The sequence below is a fragment of the Aureliella helgolandensis genome (assembly GCF_007752135.1).
GTDB lineage: Bacteria > Planctomycetota > Planctomycetia > Pirellulales > Pirellulaceae > Aureliella > Aureliella helgolandensis.
This window is the reverse complement of sequence record NZ_CP036298.1, coordinates 7,598,818-7,615,720: the sequence shown is the minus strand read 5'-3', so window position 1 is coordinate 7,615,720 and position 16,903 is coordinate 7,598,818. Positions and strand designations below refer to the sequence as shown.

The 16,903-nt window shown below is 56.2% G+C and carries 10 protein-coding genes; 4 read left to right on the top strand and 6 right to left on the bottom strand.

What is annotated here, in order from left to right; translation table 11 throughout:
* Nucleotides 1–385 precede the first annotated feature (385 nt).
* The 3 genes from Q31a_RS26920 to Q31a_RS26910 all read right to left on the bottom strand — a co-directional run bounded on the left by Q31a_RS26920 (nucleotide 386) and on the right by Q31a_RS26910 (nucleotide 4,551).
* A complete protein-coding gene (locus Q31a_RS26920) occupies nucleotides 386–634 on the bottom strand; it encodes a hypothetical protein (protein WP_145085087.1) in 249 nt (82 codons plus the stop codon).
* A 159-nt stretch (nucleotides 635–793) separates the two neighbouring features.
* Nucleotides 794–2,080, bottom strand: coding sequence for an aminotransferase class I/II-fold pyridoxal phosphate-dependent enzyme (locus Q31a_RS26915; RefSeq protein WP_145085084.1), 1,287 nt, complete (start codon nucleotides 2,078–2,080; stop codon nucleotides 794–796).
* Nucleotides 2,081–2,673: 593 nt separating this feature from the next.
* Nucleotides 2,674–4,551, bottom strand: coding sequence for a peptidylprolyl isomerase (locus Q31a_RS26910; protein ID WP_145085081.1), 1,878 nt, complete (start codon nucleotides 4,549–4,551; stop codon nucleotides 2,674–2,676).
* 598 nt (nucleotides 4,552–5,149) lie between these two features.
* Here Q31a_RS26910 and Q31a_RS26905 point away from each other — a divergent pair.
* Nucleotides 5,150–7,528: an alpha/beta fold hydrolase gene (locus tag Q31a_RS26905; protein WP_145085079.1), complete on the top strand. Its 2,379-nt coding sequence runs from the start codon at nucleotides 5,150–5,152 to the stop codon at nucleotides 7,526–7,528.
* On the opposite strand, the gene Q31a_RS26900 is transcribed toward Q31a_RS26905, so the two are convergent.
* Both Q31a_RS26900 and Q31a_RS26895 read right to left on the bottom strand, forming a co-directional pair.
* Nucleotides 7,489–8,565: a YheT family hydrolase gene (locus tag Q31a_RS26900; protein WP_145085076.1), complete on the bottom strand. Its 1,077-nt coding sequence runs from the start codon at nucleotides 8,563–8,565 to the stop codon at nucleotides 7,489–7,491. The two genes, Q31a_RS26905 and Q31a_RS26900, sit on opposite strands and share 40 nt — an antisense overlap.
* A gap of 355 nt (nucleotides 8,566–8,920) precedes the next feature.
* Nucleotides 8,921–9,802, bottom strand: coding sequence for a D-hexose-6-phosphate mutarotase (locus tag Q31a_RS26895; RefSeq protein WP_145085073.1), 882 nt, complete (start codon nucleotides 9,800–9,802; stop codon nucleotides 8,921–8,923).
* Nucleotides 9,803–10,356: 554 nt separating this feature from the next.
* On the opposite strand from Q31a_RS26895, the gene Q31a_RS26890 reads away from it, so the two are divergent.
* On the top strand, nucleotides 10,357–11,349 hold the full coding sequence (locus Q31a_RS26890) for an adenosine kinase (RefSeq protein ID WP_145085071.1): 993 nt from the start codon (nucleotides 10,357–10,359) through the stop codon (nucleotides 11,347–11,349).
* A gap of 118 nt (nucleotides 11,350–11,467) precedes the next feature.
* Nucleotides 11,468–12,031, top strand: coding sequence for an RNA 2',3'-cyclic phosphodiesterase (thpR, locus tag Q31a_RS26885; RefSeq protein ID WP_145085068.1), 564 nt, complete (start codon nucleotides 11,468–11,470; stop codon nucleotides 12,029–12,031).
* Between the two features lie 237 nt (nucleotides 12,032–12,268).
* On the opposite strand, the gene Q31a_RS26880 is transcribed toward thpR, so the two are convergent.
* Nucleotides 12,269–14,995, bottom strand: coding sequence for a protein kinase domain-containing protein (locus Q31a_RS26880; protein WP_145085065.1), 2,727 nt, complete (start codon nucleotides 14,993–14,995; stop codon nucleotides 12,269–12,271).
* Between the two features lie 592 nt (nucleotides 14,996–15,587).
* On the opposite strand from Q31a_RS26880, the gene Q31a_RS26875 reads away from it, so the two are divergent.
* Nucleotides 15,588–16,178, top strand: coding sequence for an RNA polymerase sigma factor (locus Q31a_RS26875; RefSeq protein ID WP_145085062.1), 591 nt, complete (start codon nucleotides 15,588–15,590; stop codon nucleotides 16,176–16,178).
* Nucleotides 16,179–16,903 lie beyond the last annotated feature (725 nt).

The following is a 16,903-nucleotide window of genomic DNA, read 5'->3' as shown; positions in this document are numbered from 1 at the left end:
CTTCCTCATCAGGGGGCTTGGAGAGCGCCGAGGGACAGAAAGTTCCCTAAGGAGACGAGGACCTGGGAGGTCGCGCGCCGAGAAAGGTGGTTTGGGCACCAACGCACGCGGCTGGGATCACGTCCGCGTTGCGTGAGATGGTGGGGAGGGCTCTGGGGAGGGGCGGAGCTTGCGCCTCGGTGGGCCTAGGATGAAAGTGGGGGCATTCTACGGAGGAGGGGGGCACGGCCCGGGGGGGCCATGCTACGGAGAAGGGGGTGGACACGGCCCGGGGGGCCATGCTACGGGGGGGGGGCTGGCCCAGATAGGGGCGCAGCAAAAAACGGCGGCACCGGATGGTGCCGCCGTTGGTGATTTTTTTGCAGTGACGCGCTGGCCAGCTAGCTTACTTAGCAGCTTCGGAAGCGGTGTCGATGGCTGTCTTCGTGCCTTCTGCACCGCCATCAACTGCGCCATCTACGTGAGCTTTAGCATCCTCAGGTACAACGTCAGCTGCAGCGTCCTTGGTGGCGTCTGCTGCCGAATCAACATTTTCCTTAGCCTTGTCACCCATGGAAGTGGCCGTTTCGCCACAGCCAACAAACGCGACCGACATCAAAGCAACACAAGCCAATGAAGCGAATTTGCGCAACATGAATTTACCTTCTGAACCAAAATGGTTGTAAGTTATAGCGAGCTAGAGAATCGACAGCCCGCTGGCCGCTAGGGTCCCATGAGGACCTACAACAACATAGATTCAGATTTGCCGAGGTTTATTCCAGGCATTTTTGAAAATGATGAAATATCTTCCAAGCTATTTGGTGAGCGGCGTAGTGGGGGTGGCCGCAGAGCTGTAGTCCTGCTCACGACGCTCAAGGCAACGCGAGATCTGACGGACAGCTTGTCGCAGCCGATTTTCGTTTTCGACGAGCGCCATGCGTAGATACCCCTCTCCCGTAGGACCGAATCCGCTGCCAGGACTCACGGCAACATCGCCATCCTCAAGCAACATCATGGCAAAGTCGAGCGTATTCATCCGCTGTAGCCATTTCTCAGGTACTTTGGCCCACACGAACATGCCTGCCCGTGGTGTGGCCGCTTCCCATCCAATTCGGTGCAATCCGTCCAACAACGCGTCGCGACGGGTTCGGTAGATTTCCGACTGGCGTTCGATGGCCGCTTCCGTATCTCGCAAGGCAACAATCGCGGCGATTTGAATCGCCTGGAACATGCCGTAATCGTAGTAGCCTTTAATCGTGGCCAGTCCGCGGATCATCTCGCGATTTCCGGTACAGAAACCGACGCGCCAGCCCGCCATGTTGTAGCCCTTGCTCATCGTCGTAAACTCAACGCCTACATCAATGGCACCTGGGGAGGCCAGAAAGCTGGGAGGGGTGTAACCATCGAAAGCGACGTCCGAGTAGGCGAAATCGCTGATCACCATGAAGTTGTATCGCTTAGCAAGCTTGACGATCTCGGTGAAGAAATCCTGCTCCACCGTCACGGTCGATGGATTATGCGGGTAATTGATAATCAGCAATTTGGGCCGCGGATAGAAATGCTGGCAGGTGTAAGCGATGTTCTGCAGGAATTTTTCACTATCGGCCACTTCGAGGGCCACCACGTTGCCAGCGGCCAGAACGACCCCATACATGTGGACGGGGAAATACGGGGCCGGGATCATGGCGGTGTCGCCGGGGCCCATGAGCGCCAGGCACATGTGGCTAAACCCCTCTTTGCTTCCCAAGCACACGATCGCTTCGGAGTCGGGATCGAGTCGAACACCATACTTCCGAAAATACTTGCTGGTCAATTCTCGGCGCAGGTTGAGCAGGCCATTCGACTTGCTGTATCCATGATTCCGCTCGTCGTAGGTCGCCTCTACCATCTTTTCCATCACGACTCTCTCGGGGGGATCCGAGGGATTTCCCATTCCTAAGTCGATGACATCGTGGCCCGCGCGTCGCTTTTGATAAAGCGTGTTGTTGATGCGCCCGAACATGTAGGGGGGTAATCGCTGAACTCGCGATGCAAATTCAACACGAAACTCACCGTCGCCGGAATCGGCGGGGACCGAAGAATTGTTGTCGGAGTGGTTCATTGGAAAGATTCTAAGTAGGACGCTCTGGGACCAAAAGTTCTCCCATTGTCCACTGCGATGGCCAAATAGGCTAGTGCTTTGTCAGAGCTTGGCGGATTGTTGATTTGGGAGCATTTTCAGTTTGAGCGCGTTGGTCGCATTCTGAATCACCCGGTAGCGGCACCCACTCAAGCCTTGCTCACACGGCGGGCTACTCGCCCAACAAGCCGTTGGTGTTCGGGGTGTGGGTGAATTGGGGTCCCACCGAGGGAGTGCAAGGAATCTGTTGCCCAGGAAGGAAAAAGGCTCTTCCGGCACCCGACAGTCGCAAGGCTCTGCGGGTGCTTTGCCGATTGGGTGGTGAACGCCCCTTCCTCGATGGGATGCGATGCGAACCGCCTGAGCTGGACTTTTCCCCAGGCTCTATGAGGCGATGCAATGTGCTTGCTCGTCTGCCTCGCTGGTCGAGCGTTTGCAAATGGCAAATCGTTGAGCGTTTGCAGGTAGATGTGCCTGCAAGGCGGTGGCCCCTGGGCATCGCCTGGGGGCCAACGGGCTCGATGGAGCCTCTGGCTTGCAAGGTGCTAACGCTCGGTTCGCTAACGATGAGCCTGCTAACGCTGGACTGCAGGAGCGCCGCGGGCGACTGCTTTACCGGTCTGGGAAGTTCCCTCCAGGAAATTGTCAATTTCGGAGTTCTGATGCATGGCATCCAGTTTTTTCCCCATGGCCAAACGCAGCTTTTTCTCACGGATTTCGCGTTCGAGTTCGGGACGCACCGCTTCGAAATCTTGGACGATCGGCTTAGTCTCGCCTTGTTTGTACATGATGGCCCACTGGTCACCCCAGGCGATAACGCCAGAGATTTGACCTGGTTGAAGGGCGAAGGCGGCGTCTTCCAGCGTTGGTCGACCACCGAAGCGCCGGAGCGCCGGAATCTTGCCAAAATTGCTACGCGAAACAGGCTCAACCGAGTATTTGGCGGCCAGCTCCCCGAAGCCCTGTTCGGTCAGGTTCTCCCGAGCTTGACGGAAGACGTCTTGGGCCGTGCGTTGGTTGCTGAGCACGACCACCAGCACCTCGGCGCGCGGTCCAAAATTCGAGGCAAATCCCTTCTGTAGGTCTTCGTCAGTGACTTGAACGTCATCTTCGACCAATTTTTTGAGAGCTACCGAAGGCCAAACTGCATCGTCAATGTAGAGATCGAGAGTGACTCCCTCTTCTTTCATGATGCTATCGAGCCAGGCGGTGCTGTTGGCGGAGCCGTCGGAGTTGATGAAGCCTGCCGAATCGGCGGCGCGAGCAATTTCAGCGTCGATATCGGGCTGAATGATGACTTTCTGCTTGGCTTCAAGTTCCTTTTTCATCAGCAAACGGTCAATTTCTCCTCGCAGGATAGTGCGGCCATGACGATTGACGCACTCATAGGCTAGTTGATTCATCGCAATCGGCTGGCGATTGATGTACGCCGCGACCCCTGGGTACTTCTGCTCTAGCTCTGGATTGCCCAGCACGGCAATGACTTGGCTGTTCTTCTGCAGGGTCGAGAAGATCTCATCGGCGGCTTCGCCCAAACGTTGGTCACGCAGGCTGTCGGAAATACGCTGCTGAATCAGTGGCAACATTTGCGGATTGGGCATCGAAGCGGGATACTTGCGGACTCCCTGCAGGAACATGTGGAGTTCTCCGATCTGAAAAATCGGGGAGATCTCTTCGGGGGCGAGCTGGAACGCCATCTTCTCCAGGAGGTCATCGCCGCTGAAGCGACGAATCGGTGGCAGTAGGCCACCTACGCTAGCGCTGACCGCCTCCTCGCTCTGCTCGGTTGCAATTCGCGAAAATCGCTCGGGTGCAGCGGTGACTTCGGCGTGCAATTTTTGTGCGGTGGCTTGGCTTGCCGAAGCGATCATGCGGACCTGCATTTTCTCGCCGTATTCGCTCTGAATGACCTGTTCGATTTCATCGGGGGAAACCGCAATTTTTTCAGCTGCCAGGGCGCGTAGAGCCAACATGGGCCAGACGATCTCACTGGCATATTGCTCCGGCGGGATGTCGCGCTCTTGCTCGAGATTTTCTAGGAATAACTTGGTGGAGATTCCAAATTTGGTAGCCGTGCGGGTGATTTCTTCGTTTACATCGGCTTGGGTGATCGTGATGCTTTTCGCCTCGCAAGCTTGCAGAATCAACCATTTGTTGAGGAGATTGTCCAACACCGTGGGGCCGTAGCGTCGCAGGCACTCCTTGGCCAATTTGTCCCGAGAAATGGTCCCGCCATTGACGATGGCCACCACTTTGGGAAAGTCCTCTAGGGAGGGAGTCGCTTTCGCGGGTGCCGTATTCTGCTCTTGAGCCATGCCAGGAGCTGGGGAGAACAAGAGCGTGAGTAGGCTCGCAAGTACCAAGCAGGCGAAACGCGAACTCCTGGGAGCTGAGCGGGGCCGCGCGATGACCGATTGGGTGGGTTGGCTTGAGAGAGTGGGTAAGGCGAGCATGGGGTTCCTCCTGAACCGGTGTCAGTGCATTTCCGCTTGCGGAGCGGGGGGCGAAAACGTGTTCGAATGGCTGGCTGCCGAGGAATGTTCGCGGTAGACCTTCCTCCAGTCGGGACAGATCCTACGCCATCCATTCCGCACAGAGCAAGAGCAATCGTTTCGCTAGCAAGGGGCTGGTTCGGCGCGACCAATAGCAATTCATGCATGTCCCGTGGTGCGATTTAGAGCCTGGGATTGTCGAAAGTTGCCAGCCAACTTTTCGCCCTCGTGCTCGGGGAGTTTCGTTTTGGAGGAGCGTTTCAACGAGTGTGATTGGCGCATTGAAGTCTGTGGAACGCGAAGGGGCCTCACGGGGCAGCGTCTCTTCCCCTTATCTCGCTGGCAGCATGCTGATTGAAACGTGTTCTCCGCTTTACCGCGAAGGTCGCACTGGGATGCACCCCGTAGAGGCGACCACCCGTCCTTGCTCACGCAGCGGGTTGCGATTGAGGCAGCCTGGTCGCGCTGCTTCCGAACGACCCCCTCAAGCATTGAATCTGGTAAACTCCCTCAATCCCTCCCACTCATCCGCTCACTGCCCAGCCTTGGAGTTTTCCCAATGATGCGACCTGTTCCCGGCTCCAGATTAACCAGACCGCATGCCCTTTTAGGCACCGTATTGGGTGTCGTTTGCGCGACACTCTTCGGCCCGACAGCCGGATTGGCCGAAGACGCGATTCGCTTTCGACCACATCTCCTGAATGCGGACTCGGAGTTTAGCGCGGCAACGGCATTCGATGTGAATCAAGATGGTCGCGACGATATAGTCTGCGGGGCTTGGTGGTACGAAGCCCCGAATTGGGACAAGCATCTTTTTCGTGAAGTGGCACAGATTCGTGGCCGCTACGACGACTATTCGAATCTAGCCCTTGACGTCAATCGCGATGGTTTACTCGATATTGTAAGTGTCAATTATCGAAGCGAAAGTCTGTATTGGTGTCGCAATCCAGGAGTGAAAGGGGCCGCACAGGCTGGTTCCGAGCGCGGTAGGGTAGGGGAGTCCAATGGGACTGGTGGAGAGTCTCGAAAAGGCGAAACCTTGTGGGAATCGATTACGATTGATCGACCGGGGCCGAGTGAAACGGGGCGGCTAGTGGATATCGATGGTGATGGGCAGCTCGATGTCTTGCCCAGCGGTGTCAAGTTTGCCGCTTGGTATGAGATCGTCTCGGTGTCGACATCTCTGGAGGGAGCGCCGGAGAACGTTCAGTGGTTGCGGCATGAATTGCCCGATGAGGTGATTGGCCATGGAGTGGGAGCGGGGGATCTCAACGGCGATGGACGCATCGATATCGTTTGCCCTCGTGGTTGGGCGGAGGGGCCAGCAGATCCACGCACTGGACGTTGGACCTGGCACCCCGATTTTCACCTCGCGCGGGATTGCGGTTTGCCGATCCTCGTGCATGACGTCGACGGTGATGGCGACCAAGATTTGATCTGGGGCCGTGGCCACAACGTGGGACTCTACTGGACTGAACAATTGTCAGCTGGCGAGTCGAGTTGGAAAAGCGATCCCGGCGTGACTCTAGAGGATATGGCGATGCAATTGAATCATGCGGGCTGGGTGACCCACGCCATCGACACGAGCTGGAGTTGTGCGCACACACTAATGTTAGCGGATATCGACGGGGATGGAGTGGATGATTTGGTGGCTGGAAAACGCTTCCAAGGGCACGACGGCAAGGACCCTGGGGAAAACGACCCTCTTTCCATTCACTGGTATCGCTTTGACGGAGGAGGCTCGCGAACCTGGAGCCGCCATGAGGTGACCTCCAGAGGCAGCTGTGCAATCGATCTTGATTCCGTTTGCGCCGACTTGGATGGCGACGGTGATATCGACATTCTAGCCCCCTCCCGCATTGGTCTGCACTGGATCGAGAATCTTCGAATCGGTAGCGAACATGTTCCAGCGTCTGAGGGACGCCCTTTGGCGGAAGCAGCGGGGCAACATGACCTGCTGTCGTTCACGCAGGATTCAGAGCGACGGGCTGTTACGACCCCTCTTGAGTTCGGAAGCCGCCGCGCTGCTATCCGAGGGGCTATGGAGCAAGTCATGGGGAAATTGCCACCGTCCCAAGCACGCATTCCTCTAACAGTCCAAGTGCATGAACGTGTGGAGTTGCCCAAGTACACGAGGCTTAAGATTAGCTATGCGTCCGACACCCTAAGTCGTGTACCAGCCTATCTTCTCATTCCGCATGATCTGTCTCAAGCCACTAGAGCCATGCTCTGTTTGCACCCTACTCATTTCGAGCTGGGCAAGGCTCAGATTTGCGGCATGGGAGGAAAGCCAAGCCGTTTCTACGCCCACGAATTGGCAGAACGCGGCTTCGTCTGTTTAGCTCCCGACTATCCTGGTTTCGCGGACTATACGTTCGATTTCGAAGCGGCCCAAAGTATGTATCAAAGCGGTTCGATGAAGGCGGTGTGGGACAATATTCGAGCGCTGGATCTCTTGGAAGAGTTGCCCTGCGTGGCACGCGATGAGATTGGCGTGATTGGTCATTCTCTCGGAGGGCACAATGCATTGTTCACCGCCGCCTTTGACGGGCGGCTGCGGTGCGTGGCAACCAGCTGCGGGTTTACGGCGTTTGAGGACTACTATGCGGGAGATCTGAAGGGGTGGACGAGTGCCCGCTACATGCCCCGTATTTCCACGACGTATGCGAGTGATCCGCAGCAATTGCCCTTTAATTTTCCAGAAGTCCTGGGGGCTATTTCGCCACGCCCCCTGTTTGTCAACGCTCCGCTTCATGACAGCAATTTCGCTGTCCAGGGAGTTGAGAAATGCCAGGCCCTCGTCGAACCGGTCTATCAGTTACTGGGGGCGGAAGACAAGCTGCAGTTTCATTACCCAGATGCAGACCATGATTTTCCCGCCGAGATTCGCCAGCAGGTTTACGCATGGTTGGAAGAGGAATTGCAGTCGAGAAGATGATGTTCGACATAATGTTCCATCCAACGCAGTAGTTTGCCTTGGGAGTCGCGTCCAAAATATCCCATGTGGCCTCCAAGCTTGGTGTGGACCGTGCGTGTCGTATCGGAGTTGAGTTGCAGGGCGTCGAAGGCTTGGAGATCGACGATAGGGTCGTTGCGATCAATCAGCAGGGTGGTGGGAGTTTGAATGTGTTGTAGCCATGGTTTTGCGCTAGCGCGCGTGTAGTACTCCGCCGCATTGGCAAATCCGCTCAAGGGGGCTGTGTACCGTTCGTCGAATTCTCGGATCGTCCGAATGCTAGGCTGGCGGGCAATTTGATTCCACTGGGGCCATCGAGCCCGCCGTGTTTCTACCTGTCCGTCCAAGACCCGCAGATAGAAACGCGTGTAGACCTTGCGCGAAAATCGCTCCATGTTGGCAGCGCAGAGGTGCAAGTCGACTGGGGGAGCGATGGCCAGAGCCGAGCTGATACGGCCAAAGTCGACCGGCTGCCGCAGCGCGCCGGCGGCCGCTTCTCCGAGCATCTTGAGGACAATGTTTCCACTCAGTGAGAAACCTACGATGCGGATTGGGGCTAGTGGGTAGTGTTGGCACGCGGCCCGAACGACGGAGGCAAGATCCTCGCTGCTGCCAGCGTGCGGAGGACGCCATGCAAGGTCGAGTCCGGCTCCGCTACCTCGCAGGTCAACGCGCCATACCCGTTGCCCTCGTTGTGCCATCCGGTAGGCGATGCGTTGCAGGTAGGGACTGCTGTGATCGCCGCCAAGACCGTGGATGAGGATGTTGAGTGGCGTGGAATCGTCAAAGCCCTTGGCGATTGCTGGCGGGGCAAGTTCCTCGTGGGCGATGAGCGCGTCGTTATCTTCTAATGGAATCGAGATTTGCCGAGCCGCATAGGGAGGCCGCCAACCGAACAGGACTCCGACCATTAGCGTTTGCAGATGCCCGCTCCGTAGTAGGAGATGCGGGCGGTAGGGGAGTAGCTCCATGTTTCTCGTTGCATCTTGCTTAGTGAGAATGGAATTTAAAGGTTTCATCGCGAGCCAACGATGTTTTTAACATCGCCGTTGTCAGCTTGTCGATTTCGTGAGCGGGTGGCATTAGCTACCGGCCTAACGGGGTTGAAATGCTCTGGAAAACTAGAGGCAAGCCTCGGGCGCTCACCCAAACCATGGGAACAATTGCAATCGACAAACCGTTGCCAAGGAGTCGATTTCAAATTGCTATTAAAGCGACAGCCCGTCACGCTGCGGGTAGCTATTTCGGCAAATCGTCACGCTGCGGGTTGCTGTTTCAACAAGCCGTTGCGCGGCGGGCTACGGATTCATTAAGCTGCTCGGGTGGCTTACCTACGGACCATTCTACCGCAGTTGGCGATTTTGTCGTCCAGTTTTATTGCAGCTGGATTTTCGCGGTCATGGTGTGCGCGGAGCCTGGAGCGATTTCGACGGCATTATCGCCCACGTTGGCCGTTTCGACACATACCATTCCGGTCCACTCTTGGGCTCCAAAGTCCGGCATCTTGTCGCTTTTGCCTATCCAAGGATTCCACACAACGGTGGACTGAGATCCCGATTTAGAGATGCGAATCTCGCGCTGTGCCAGTGGGTCGAAGATGCGACAGGCCCCTGAAGTGTTCAGATACACCCGATCGAGTTCGCCCGAAAAGCGAATGGCTTCTCCGCTGGCCGGCTGGCGATCTCCGCCCGCCACTTTGTCAATGTAAGCGGTCGATTCGAGTCCTTCGATCCTTGTTTGGTGGATGTCGCCGATCGCCAAGTAGGTGTGGAGGGCTTCTTCATAACGGGCTGGGGATGGGGCCGTATCGGGAAGCTCGACTGTCAGGGTGAGCTGCAATTCCGTTCCAAATTCAACGCGGTACGTAACCTGGAACGGATGGATCGCATTCTGCAGCGAAATGGCCACCCCATCGTCGGCAGCGGCTTCGACGGCGGTGACCTCCCAAGTGGTGATTCTGGCAGTGCCGTGGGAGGGTTGCGAAGGGGCGGAGGGGTGCCCTCCAAACCACGGAAAGCAGATGGGGATTCCCCCTCGAATTGGTTTGGTCGGTTCATACCACGATTGCTCGCTGACCCACAGCACCGGTGCCTGGCCACTCGGCGCAAAGTGAGTTACGTGGGCACCATGGAGATAAATTTCTCCCTGGGCCTTGGCCGTTTCGACGACCGCCTTCACCAGACCACCACGGCCGGTCGTGAATCGTAGACCAGGATGAGCAAATTTGGCGGAAAGTCGTTCCACGTTCTGTGGCATGTCAGAACTCCATTGTAAAGCTTGTTGGGGGAGAGCGGACTGGAATGAGCCCTGAGCGGCAATGACGAGGTACGTGCGGTACTGGTTCTAGCCCCCGTGTGGCTGTTCGATTGTGAGCTTGTAGCTGGAAAGCTGAGAACCATCAAGCGTGGACGGCTGCCGCTCCCGGTTCTGCGTTTCGTGGAACGCGTTGATTGTGAAGTTGCTATTTCGTTCCTTGTTTCCCGTGCACATTGACGCCGGACCAGTGCCGCAGTGCTAGGAATATCAGGGACGCTCCAGTGGAATTAGGGGGTGAAGAATTGAAAGATTTGGGTGATAATCTCCCGCCTCGCCACCCCGTTGGCTTGATGGATACGATCTATTCGCGACTCACTAGCATTGCATTTGCTGGCATTCCCAGCCTGTTGGGGCCAGTTCAATTTCTGAGTTTGTAGTTTAGTCGAGCCCTCCGTCCACTAGGCAGGCCTCTAGCACGGGTAGCGATTTCACATTTTCACGTTTGAATTTAGGTTCAACCTCAGGTAATGAGTTTGGGCTGTTGGGAAGAAAAAATGAAGCCATTTCACGTTTGCGGACTCGGTAACGCCATTGTCGATATCTTTCTGGATGTCAGCGATGAGGATTTTGCCAAATTAGAGTTCAAACGCGGCACGATGGAACTCGTTGACAACGAGGCTCAGCAATCCCTGTTGACCCAGTTTCATGATGGGCAACACGACTTGCAACTCGTGAGTGGTGGTTCGGTAGCGAATTCCGTGATTGGTCTCTCCCAGCTCGGCGGCAAATCGGCCTTCATCGGCTGCGTCGGGGACGACCGCTACGGCATGCACTATGCCGAGGAGTTTTCGCAACTCAATATCGAGATTGGAAATCCCATTCTCGTTGGCGAGACGACTGGCACCTGTGTAGCCGTTATCACTCCTGATGCAGAACGGACCATGCGGACTTGCTTAGCCGTGTCGAGTCAACTGGCAGCCAAGCATGTCGATGCGCAGCGAATTGCCAATTCCGAGTGGCTGTTCATTGAAGGCTACGTGTTTGCCAATCCGGCCACCGGGCAGTTGGCGATCAAAGAGGCAATTCGTATCGCTAAGGAGCATGGGACGAAGATCGCACTGACCTGTTCTGATGCCTTCATCCCCCAGGTTTTTGGTGACGCGTTTCGAGAGGCTTTGAAGGACGCCGATTTGCTATTTTGCAATGCCCCCGAATCGGTGGCCATTACTCAGGCAGCCGATACGGCCGAAGCCTTCGCTAAATTGAAAGACATGGCTCCGAACAGCGTCGTGACCGATGGTCCTCATGGAGCGTTTGTGCGATTCGCTGGAACGGAGGCGCATGTGCCAGCCGTTGAGTGCCAGCCTCGTGACTTGACGGGAGCCGGCGACATGTTTGCAGGCGCGTTTCTCTATGGAATTACGCATGGTTATACACCGGAGAAGGCGGCCCGTGGGGCCAATTACATGTGCCATAAAGTGATTACCCAGGTAGGAGCTAGGTTGCACCAAGGTGCCCAAGGCTACTGGCAAGAAGCGTTGGCCTAGCATGGCGGCCAGAGGATGCAGGGCGCAGGAGTGTGTCTGACACACGCTTCTCGCCCATCACATTTTTCTACCAGCTTAGTACTACATCCCCTCCCTCCGTTAGCTCAAAGTTTGAAACATGCAAACGACCCGTTGTTTCGTCGCAGTACAGATTGGTCCACCGGCGATTTCGATGTTGTCCAAGCTGCTGGGGAAACTGGGGAGTAGTTGTGGAGGCGTGCGTTGGACGCGGGCCGAACAACTGCATTTAACGCTAAAGTTTTGTGGAGAGGTTGATAATATCCTGCTCCCAAAAATCTGCGAGGCCATGCGCGCGGCAGTTTCCGGCGTCGAGCCCTTTCGCGTAGACCTGTCAGGTCTGGGCGCTTTTCCCAAAGGTAAGCCACCACGCGTTGTGTGGGTGGGGATGGATAGCGGCGTAGAGCCCTTGCGATGGATCCATGGTGAATTGGATCGCAGTCTTGAGGAAATTGGCATCCCACGAGAAGTTCGTCCGTTTGCTCCACACATCACGTTGGGGCGAGTGGCTCGCGGCGCAGATTTAAGCAAGCTGGAACAGGCTATCGAATCGCTTCAAGCCGAAGCGGTCTCGGATTTCGAGGTTGATGAAGTGGTGTTGATGGCTGCGACCAAAGAGCGTGGTAAGCCGGTGTACGACATTATCGATTCGGTCGATCTTTAAAAGCACTTCGCCTCTTCATTCCTTGGATTCGCCGGTGCGCGTTTCCTCCAGTGCGGATGTTCTCTTGCGAGCTTGCAGTTGGAGGGCTAACAACCCTCCAACGCAGTAGGTGCCTTTAGCTTAGAGTGCTGCATCTCATCGAACGTACTGGTGGGTTATGCAGTAGCAAGCTGGGATACCGTTGGGAAATCACCAGTTAGCCAGTGCCGCACTGGTCGAGGATGACTGGAGACCTGGTCACTTCCCTGCGATGAATTCGCCGCCGTCTCGAGTGATGCGTTTGGCGAAGTCGGATAGGTTGAGCGGTTGCTCGAGTGTCAGGCAGGCTCCATCTGCAAGCAAGACGTTGATTGGGCCGGCAAACCACTTGCCCGACTCGATATCTTTAACTTCCGAGAAGGGGATGTCTTGCGGCTTGGTCCAGGGGACGGAGGAAGCCGTTTCGACCAGCAGTATGGTGTTAGACGTTCCGTCCAGGAATTCTCGAAATGGTTCGCCATCCGCATTGCCCAGCGCCGTATGTTCACCAACGAAGCCTTGGTAGTTCGTTTCACCGGCGGCTTGGTCCTTGGGAGCGCGAGGACTGCGGTAGACTTCGGGCATTTTGTCGAGAAGCTTCAGATTGCTTTCGCTATCCCATGGCTCGTCAAATCGGTATTGCTCAAACAACTCATTCTGCTCAATGAACGGCAAGAGGACAACTCGCCAGCTAACCGGTGGCCGTACTGTACCTGGACGCCATCCCAAGGTGCCTTCCTTGAAATTGAGTGAGCCTGGTAGCTTTTGGTAGACGTCATGGAAATTGTGGAAGGCGATCCCGATCGCTTTGAGATCGTATCTAGCGAGAGAACTGCTTTCGTCCTTGCCGCTAGCCATCGTTGGCCGTTGGAGTGGTTCTACCAATCCGCCGTCCAGCGATTGCATGAAGTAGCGTATTTCCTCAGGTGGGAATTTTCCGGTGAGGGAAGCATGCGTTGAGAGCTTGCCTCGAATTCTTGGGCTCGAGGCAATCACGCCATTGATAATGATCGCTAAATTCTTGGATAGATTATTACCGGTGACGCGTTCGAATTCTTTCGACAGGGGAGGGGTGAATTGCAGATCAAGTTGGGTACCACGCGCCTTATCACGCGATTCCTTTGTCATTACTGAAATATGCCCCGCAATATTTCCCCAGGCGATATGGTCGGCAGGTGTAGCCGAGGTTAGTGCGTAGGCCACTCCGTTTTTCGAACTCGAGATCGAGACTGAAATGTCATCTAGGACTGGATACCAAACTCCCCACTGCGTCGGAACAATCATATCCTCGCTGTTTGCCAGCTTGGCCTGAGCTCGTTCCAAATTCTCGTCATCGAGCTCGGTAACTAAGATGGCAAAGCGGAGCGGTTCTGGGTAGCCAGCCGGAAACACAATTCGAGGTGCAAAGTGGGTGATGGGCTCGACGATGTCAACGTCCATTGTTTCCTGCACATCAACATCCAAGGCTTCATGTGTGGTGAGAGGGGGAGGGGTAGCGGCTGGCGGTTGAGGGCTTTCGGGTGAACCTGAGCTAGCCCGCGCCGCGGTTGTCCCGTCGGGTACGTAAGTCTGTGTGACTTGGCTGCCAGAGGGGACTTCGAAAGTCGATTCCGTACCGTCGGGATAGCGAATCGTAATTAGAACTCCGAGGCACACTCCCAGAACAAACGAGCTGAAGCCAGCGGCAACGGCGCACCACACGGGAATTCGTCTGAATAATAGAGGTTGTGTCTCCACTGCGCTGCGACTTGGCGAGCTAACAGTGGCTCGAGTGGTCTGCGGTTGCTCTTCAGCTTGCTGAATCAGCTTGGGAAGATCATGCCCTAGCGCGAGTGGTTTCAGGACATTGGCAACGAGTAGGGGCTTTTGAGGGCGGGACGCGGGGGACTTGCCGAGCATGGTATCGACCAGTTTGGCCAAGGAGTGAGGTGCTCCGTCGAGCGAGTTTTTCAAACTTGGCGGGAGCGTGGATACGTGCGCAGTCATCTTCGCAAAGGCGGTTGGGTGGTGCTCGTCCGCAAACGGCGCGGAACCGGTGAGCAGCTTGAACAGCGTACAGCCCAGGGCATAAATGTCGGCGCGGATATCGACGTGCCGACTGTCGGTAACCTGCTCTGGTGCAATGTAGTCGGCAGTCCCCATGGTTTGGCCGGTCCCGGTCATTTCGGCGCGTTGGCCGTCGCCGAACTGCAGGCGGGCCAGCCCCAAATCGAGGAGTTTGACCTCACCTTGGCGGCTGAGCATGATGTTCGATGGCTTGATATCGCGATGCACAAAGCCCTGTTGGTGCGTGTACTCCAGGGCAACGGCCACACGCCGCACAATTTCACAGGCGTCCGCAATGGGTAGGGGGCCGACCAGTCCGGAAAGCTGCCCCAAGTCGAAGCCGTCAATGTATTCGGTAACGAGGACCGCCATTCCATCCACTTCGCGGGCATCGTGAGCAGTGACCACATTCGGATGACTGAGTCGTCCGACAGCTCGCATCTCGTTTTCGAATCGCTCGCGCATACGCACATCGGCCAAGCGATGGGATTGCAGGACTTTCAGCGCCACGAGCCTGCCGAGTTTCGTGTGCTGGGCTAGGTAAACGCAGCCCATACCTCCACGCCCTAATGGACGCACGATTTCATACTCCCCCAATTGCCGAGGGAAGTCGGGAAATTCCGTAGCGGTAGGGCTCTGCGCAGCCTGAACCAGGGCACCGAGCGCTTTGGCAACGGCCAATTGGCACCCGGGGTCCTGCTCCAGCTCTTGAAAATCATTCTGTCCACGCAAGCTGGCGATCAGCGAATCGGCGGAATCCTCGAGCGTTTCCAGCTCTGTTCGGCAATGGTCGCAGGCCTGGATGTGGTCGAACAACGCCTGGCTTTGTTTCTCTTCGAGTTGTCCCGTGCTCAGAGCCTGCAGCTCGGCAGCATTGGGGCAGACGGTGGCAGTCATCATGGTAGTCTCCTGGTAGCTGGTGTTATTGTACTCGCCGCACGAAGAGCTCAACGCACGCCATGCGTTAGATCTTCTGCAAGTGGTTTCAGCGACCGGCACGTGTTTTCCGCTCGCTACTTAGATGAACGGAAGCATCTGACAGCATTTTCTGAGGTACAGCGCTTTTCTTGAAACTGGCTGGATTCGAAGGCCAGCGTCTCTCTCATAAGCCGTGCGCGGTGGTTGTGAGCGGTGTGTACAATGGAGAAGAGGCGATACTCGCGCCTTGCTTACCGGCCTGTTGATATAAAAGCGTTTTGAGTTTTAACATCAATGTAGCACTCCTAATTGCCCTGTAGCGGCAACCACCTGCTCTTGCTCACCGGGCTGTCGAGATAGTAACCCGCTGCGTGAGCAAGGAAAGGTAGTTGCCGCTACAAGGTAGTTTGGGACGCAACCGCCGCGTTAAAATTCAATTTGCTATTAAATCAACAGCCCGTCACGTGGCGGGTTACTGTTTCAACAAACGGTCGCGCTGCGGGGGACTGTTCAGGCAGTCCACCAGTCTTGCGTGACTTGGGAAATCCCACTGTTCGACCAGTAGGGCAACGACATGACGCATCCAGATCATCCGACGCTATCCTCCCATTTGCTAGACGAAGTCCAGCGTATGGATGCCGTAGCTTGGGGGCGACTGGTCAGTACGTATGGTCCAATTGTGTATCGCTGGTGCCGCACGTCTGGAGTGCCTGAGGGCGAAGCATCGGACGTCGTGCAGGAGGTTTTTGCGGCGGTGGCGCGAGGTGTCAGCGGATTTCAACGCGAGAAAAAGGAGGGAAGTTTCAGGTCTTGGTTGGCGACGATTACACGCAATAAAGTGCGCGATTACTTCCGCCGACAAGCCAAGGGACTGGTCGCAGTCGGCGGCACCACCGCCATGCTCAAACTGGAGCAGTGCCCCGAGGATTTGGGCAGCACTATTGATCCGGCCGCCGCAGAGTCTCCGGTGGTGCAGTCGGTGTTGCGGCAGGTGCAGGCTGAGTTTGAACCGCAGACTTGGAAGGCGTTCTGGCAGAGTGCGATTGACGGCAAGTCGGCGGCCGAAGTTGCCGAAGGCTTGGGGGTGAGCGTTGCCAGTGTCTATCAAGCGAAATCACGCGTGCTCAGGCGACTGCGAAAGTCGCTGGCAGAGTTGCCTCAATAGCCGGTTCACGCTCCAAGTAATTTAGCCACCCGTTCGACCAGCCGCTAAGTGGCGACCGGTTGCTATTCTACAGTTGGCTTGGCAGTCCCAATCGTAACCCGCTGCGTGAGCAAGGACAGATGGTCGCCGCTACAGGGTGCATTCCAGTGCGACCGTTGCGGTAAAGCTCAAAACGCTCTTCATTCAACAAGCTGCGACTAAGTGAAGGATGAACACGGCAATAAAACAACCCGCATTTCCCCCGTGCACGTACTATCGATCCCAGCGGGTTCCGCGCATGGATGAGGGAGGAGTCTTAACGACACGGTCCGGGGGACCATGCTACGACTGAGCTACGACTGAATCGTAACCCGCTGCGTGAGCAAGGACAGATGGTCGCCGCTACAGGGTGCATTGCAGTGCGACCGTTGCGGTAAAGCTCAACACGCTCTTCATTCAACAAGCTGCGACTAAGCGAAGGATGAACACGGCAATAAACCAGCCTGCATTTCCCCCGTGCACGCACTATCGATCCCAGCGGGTTCCACGCATGGATGAGGGAGGAAGCTTAACGACACGGTTCGGGGGACCATGCTACGACTGAATCGTAACCCGCTGCGTGAGCAAGGACAGGTGGTCGCCGCTACAGGGTACATTCCAATGCGACCATTTCAGTAAGACTAAAATGCAAACACTGAAATCGCTTTTATACCAAGCGTCCGTAGTGAACTCGGAGGGCAGGCTCT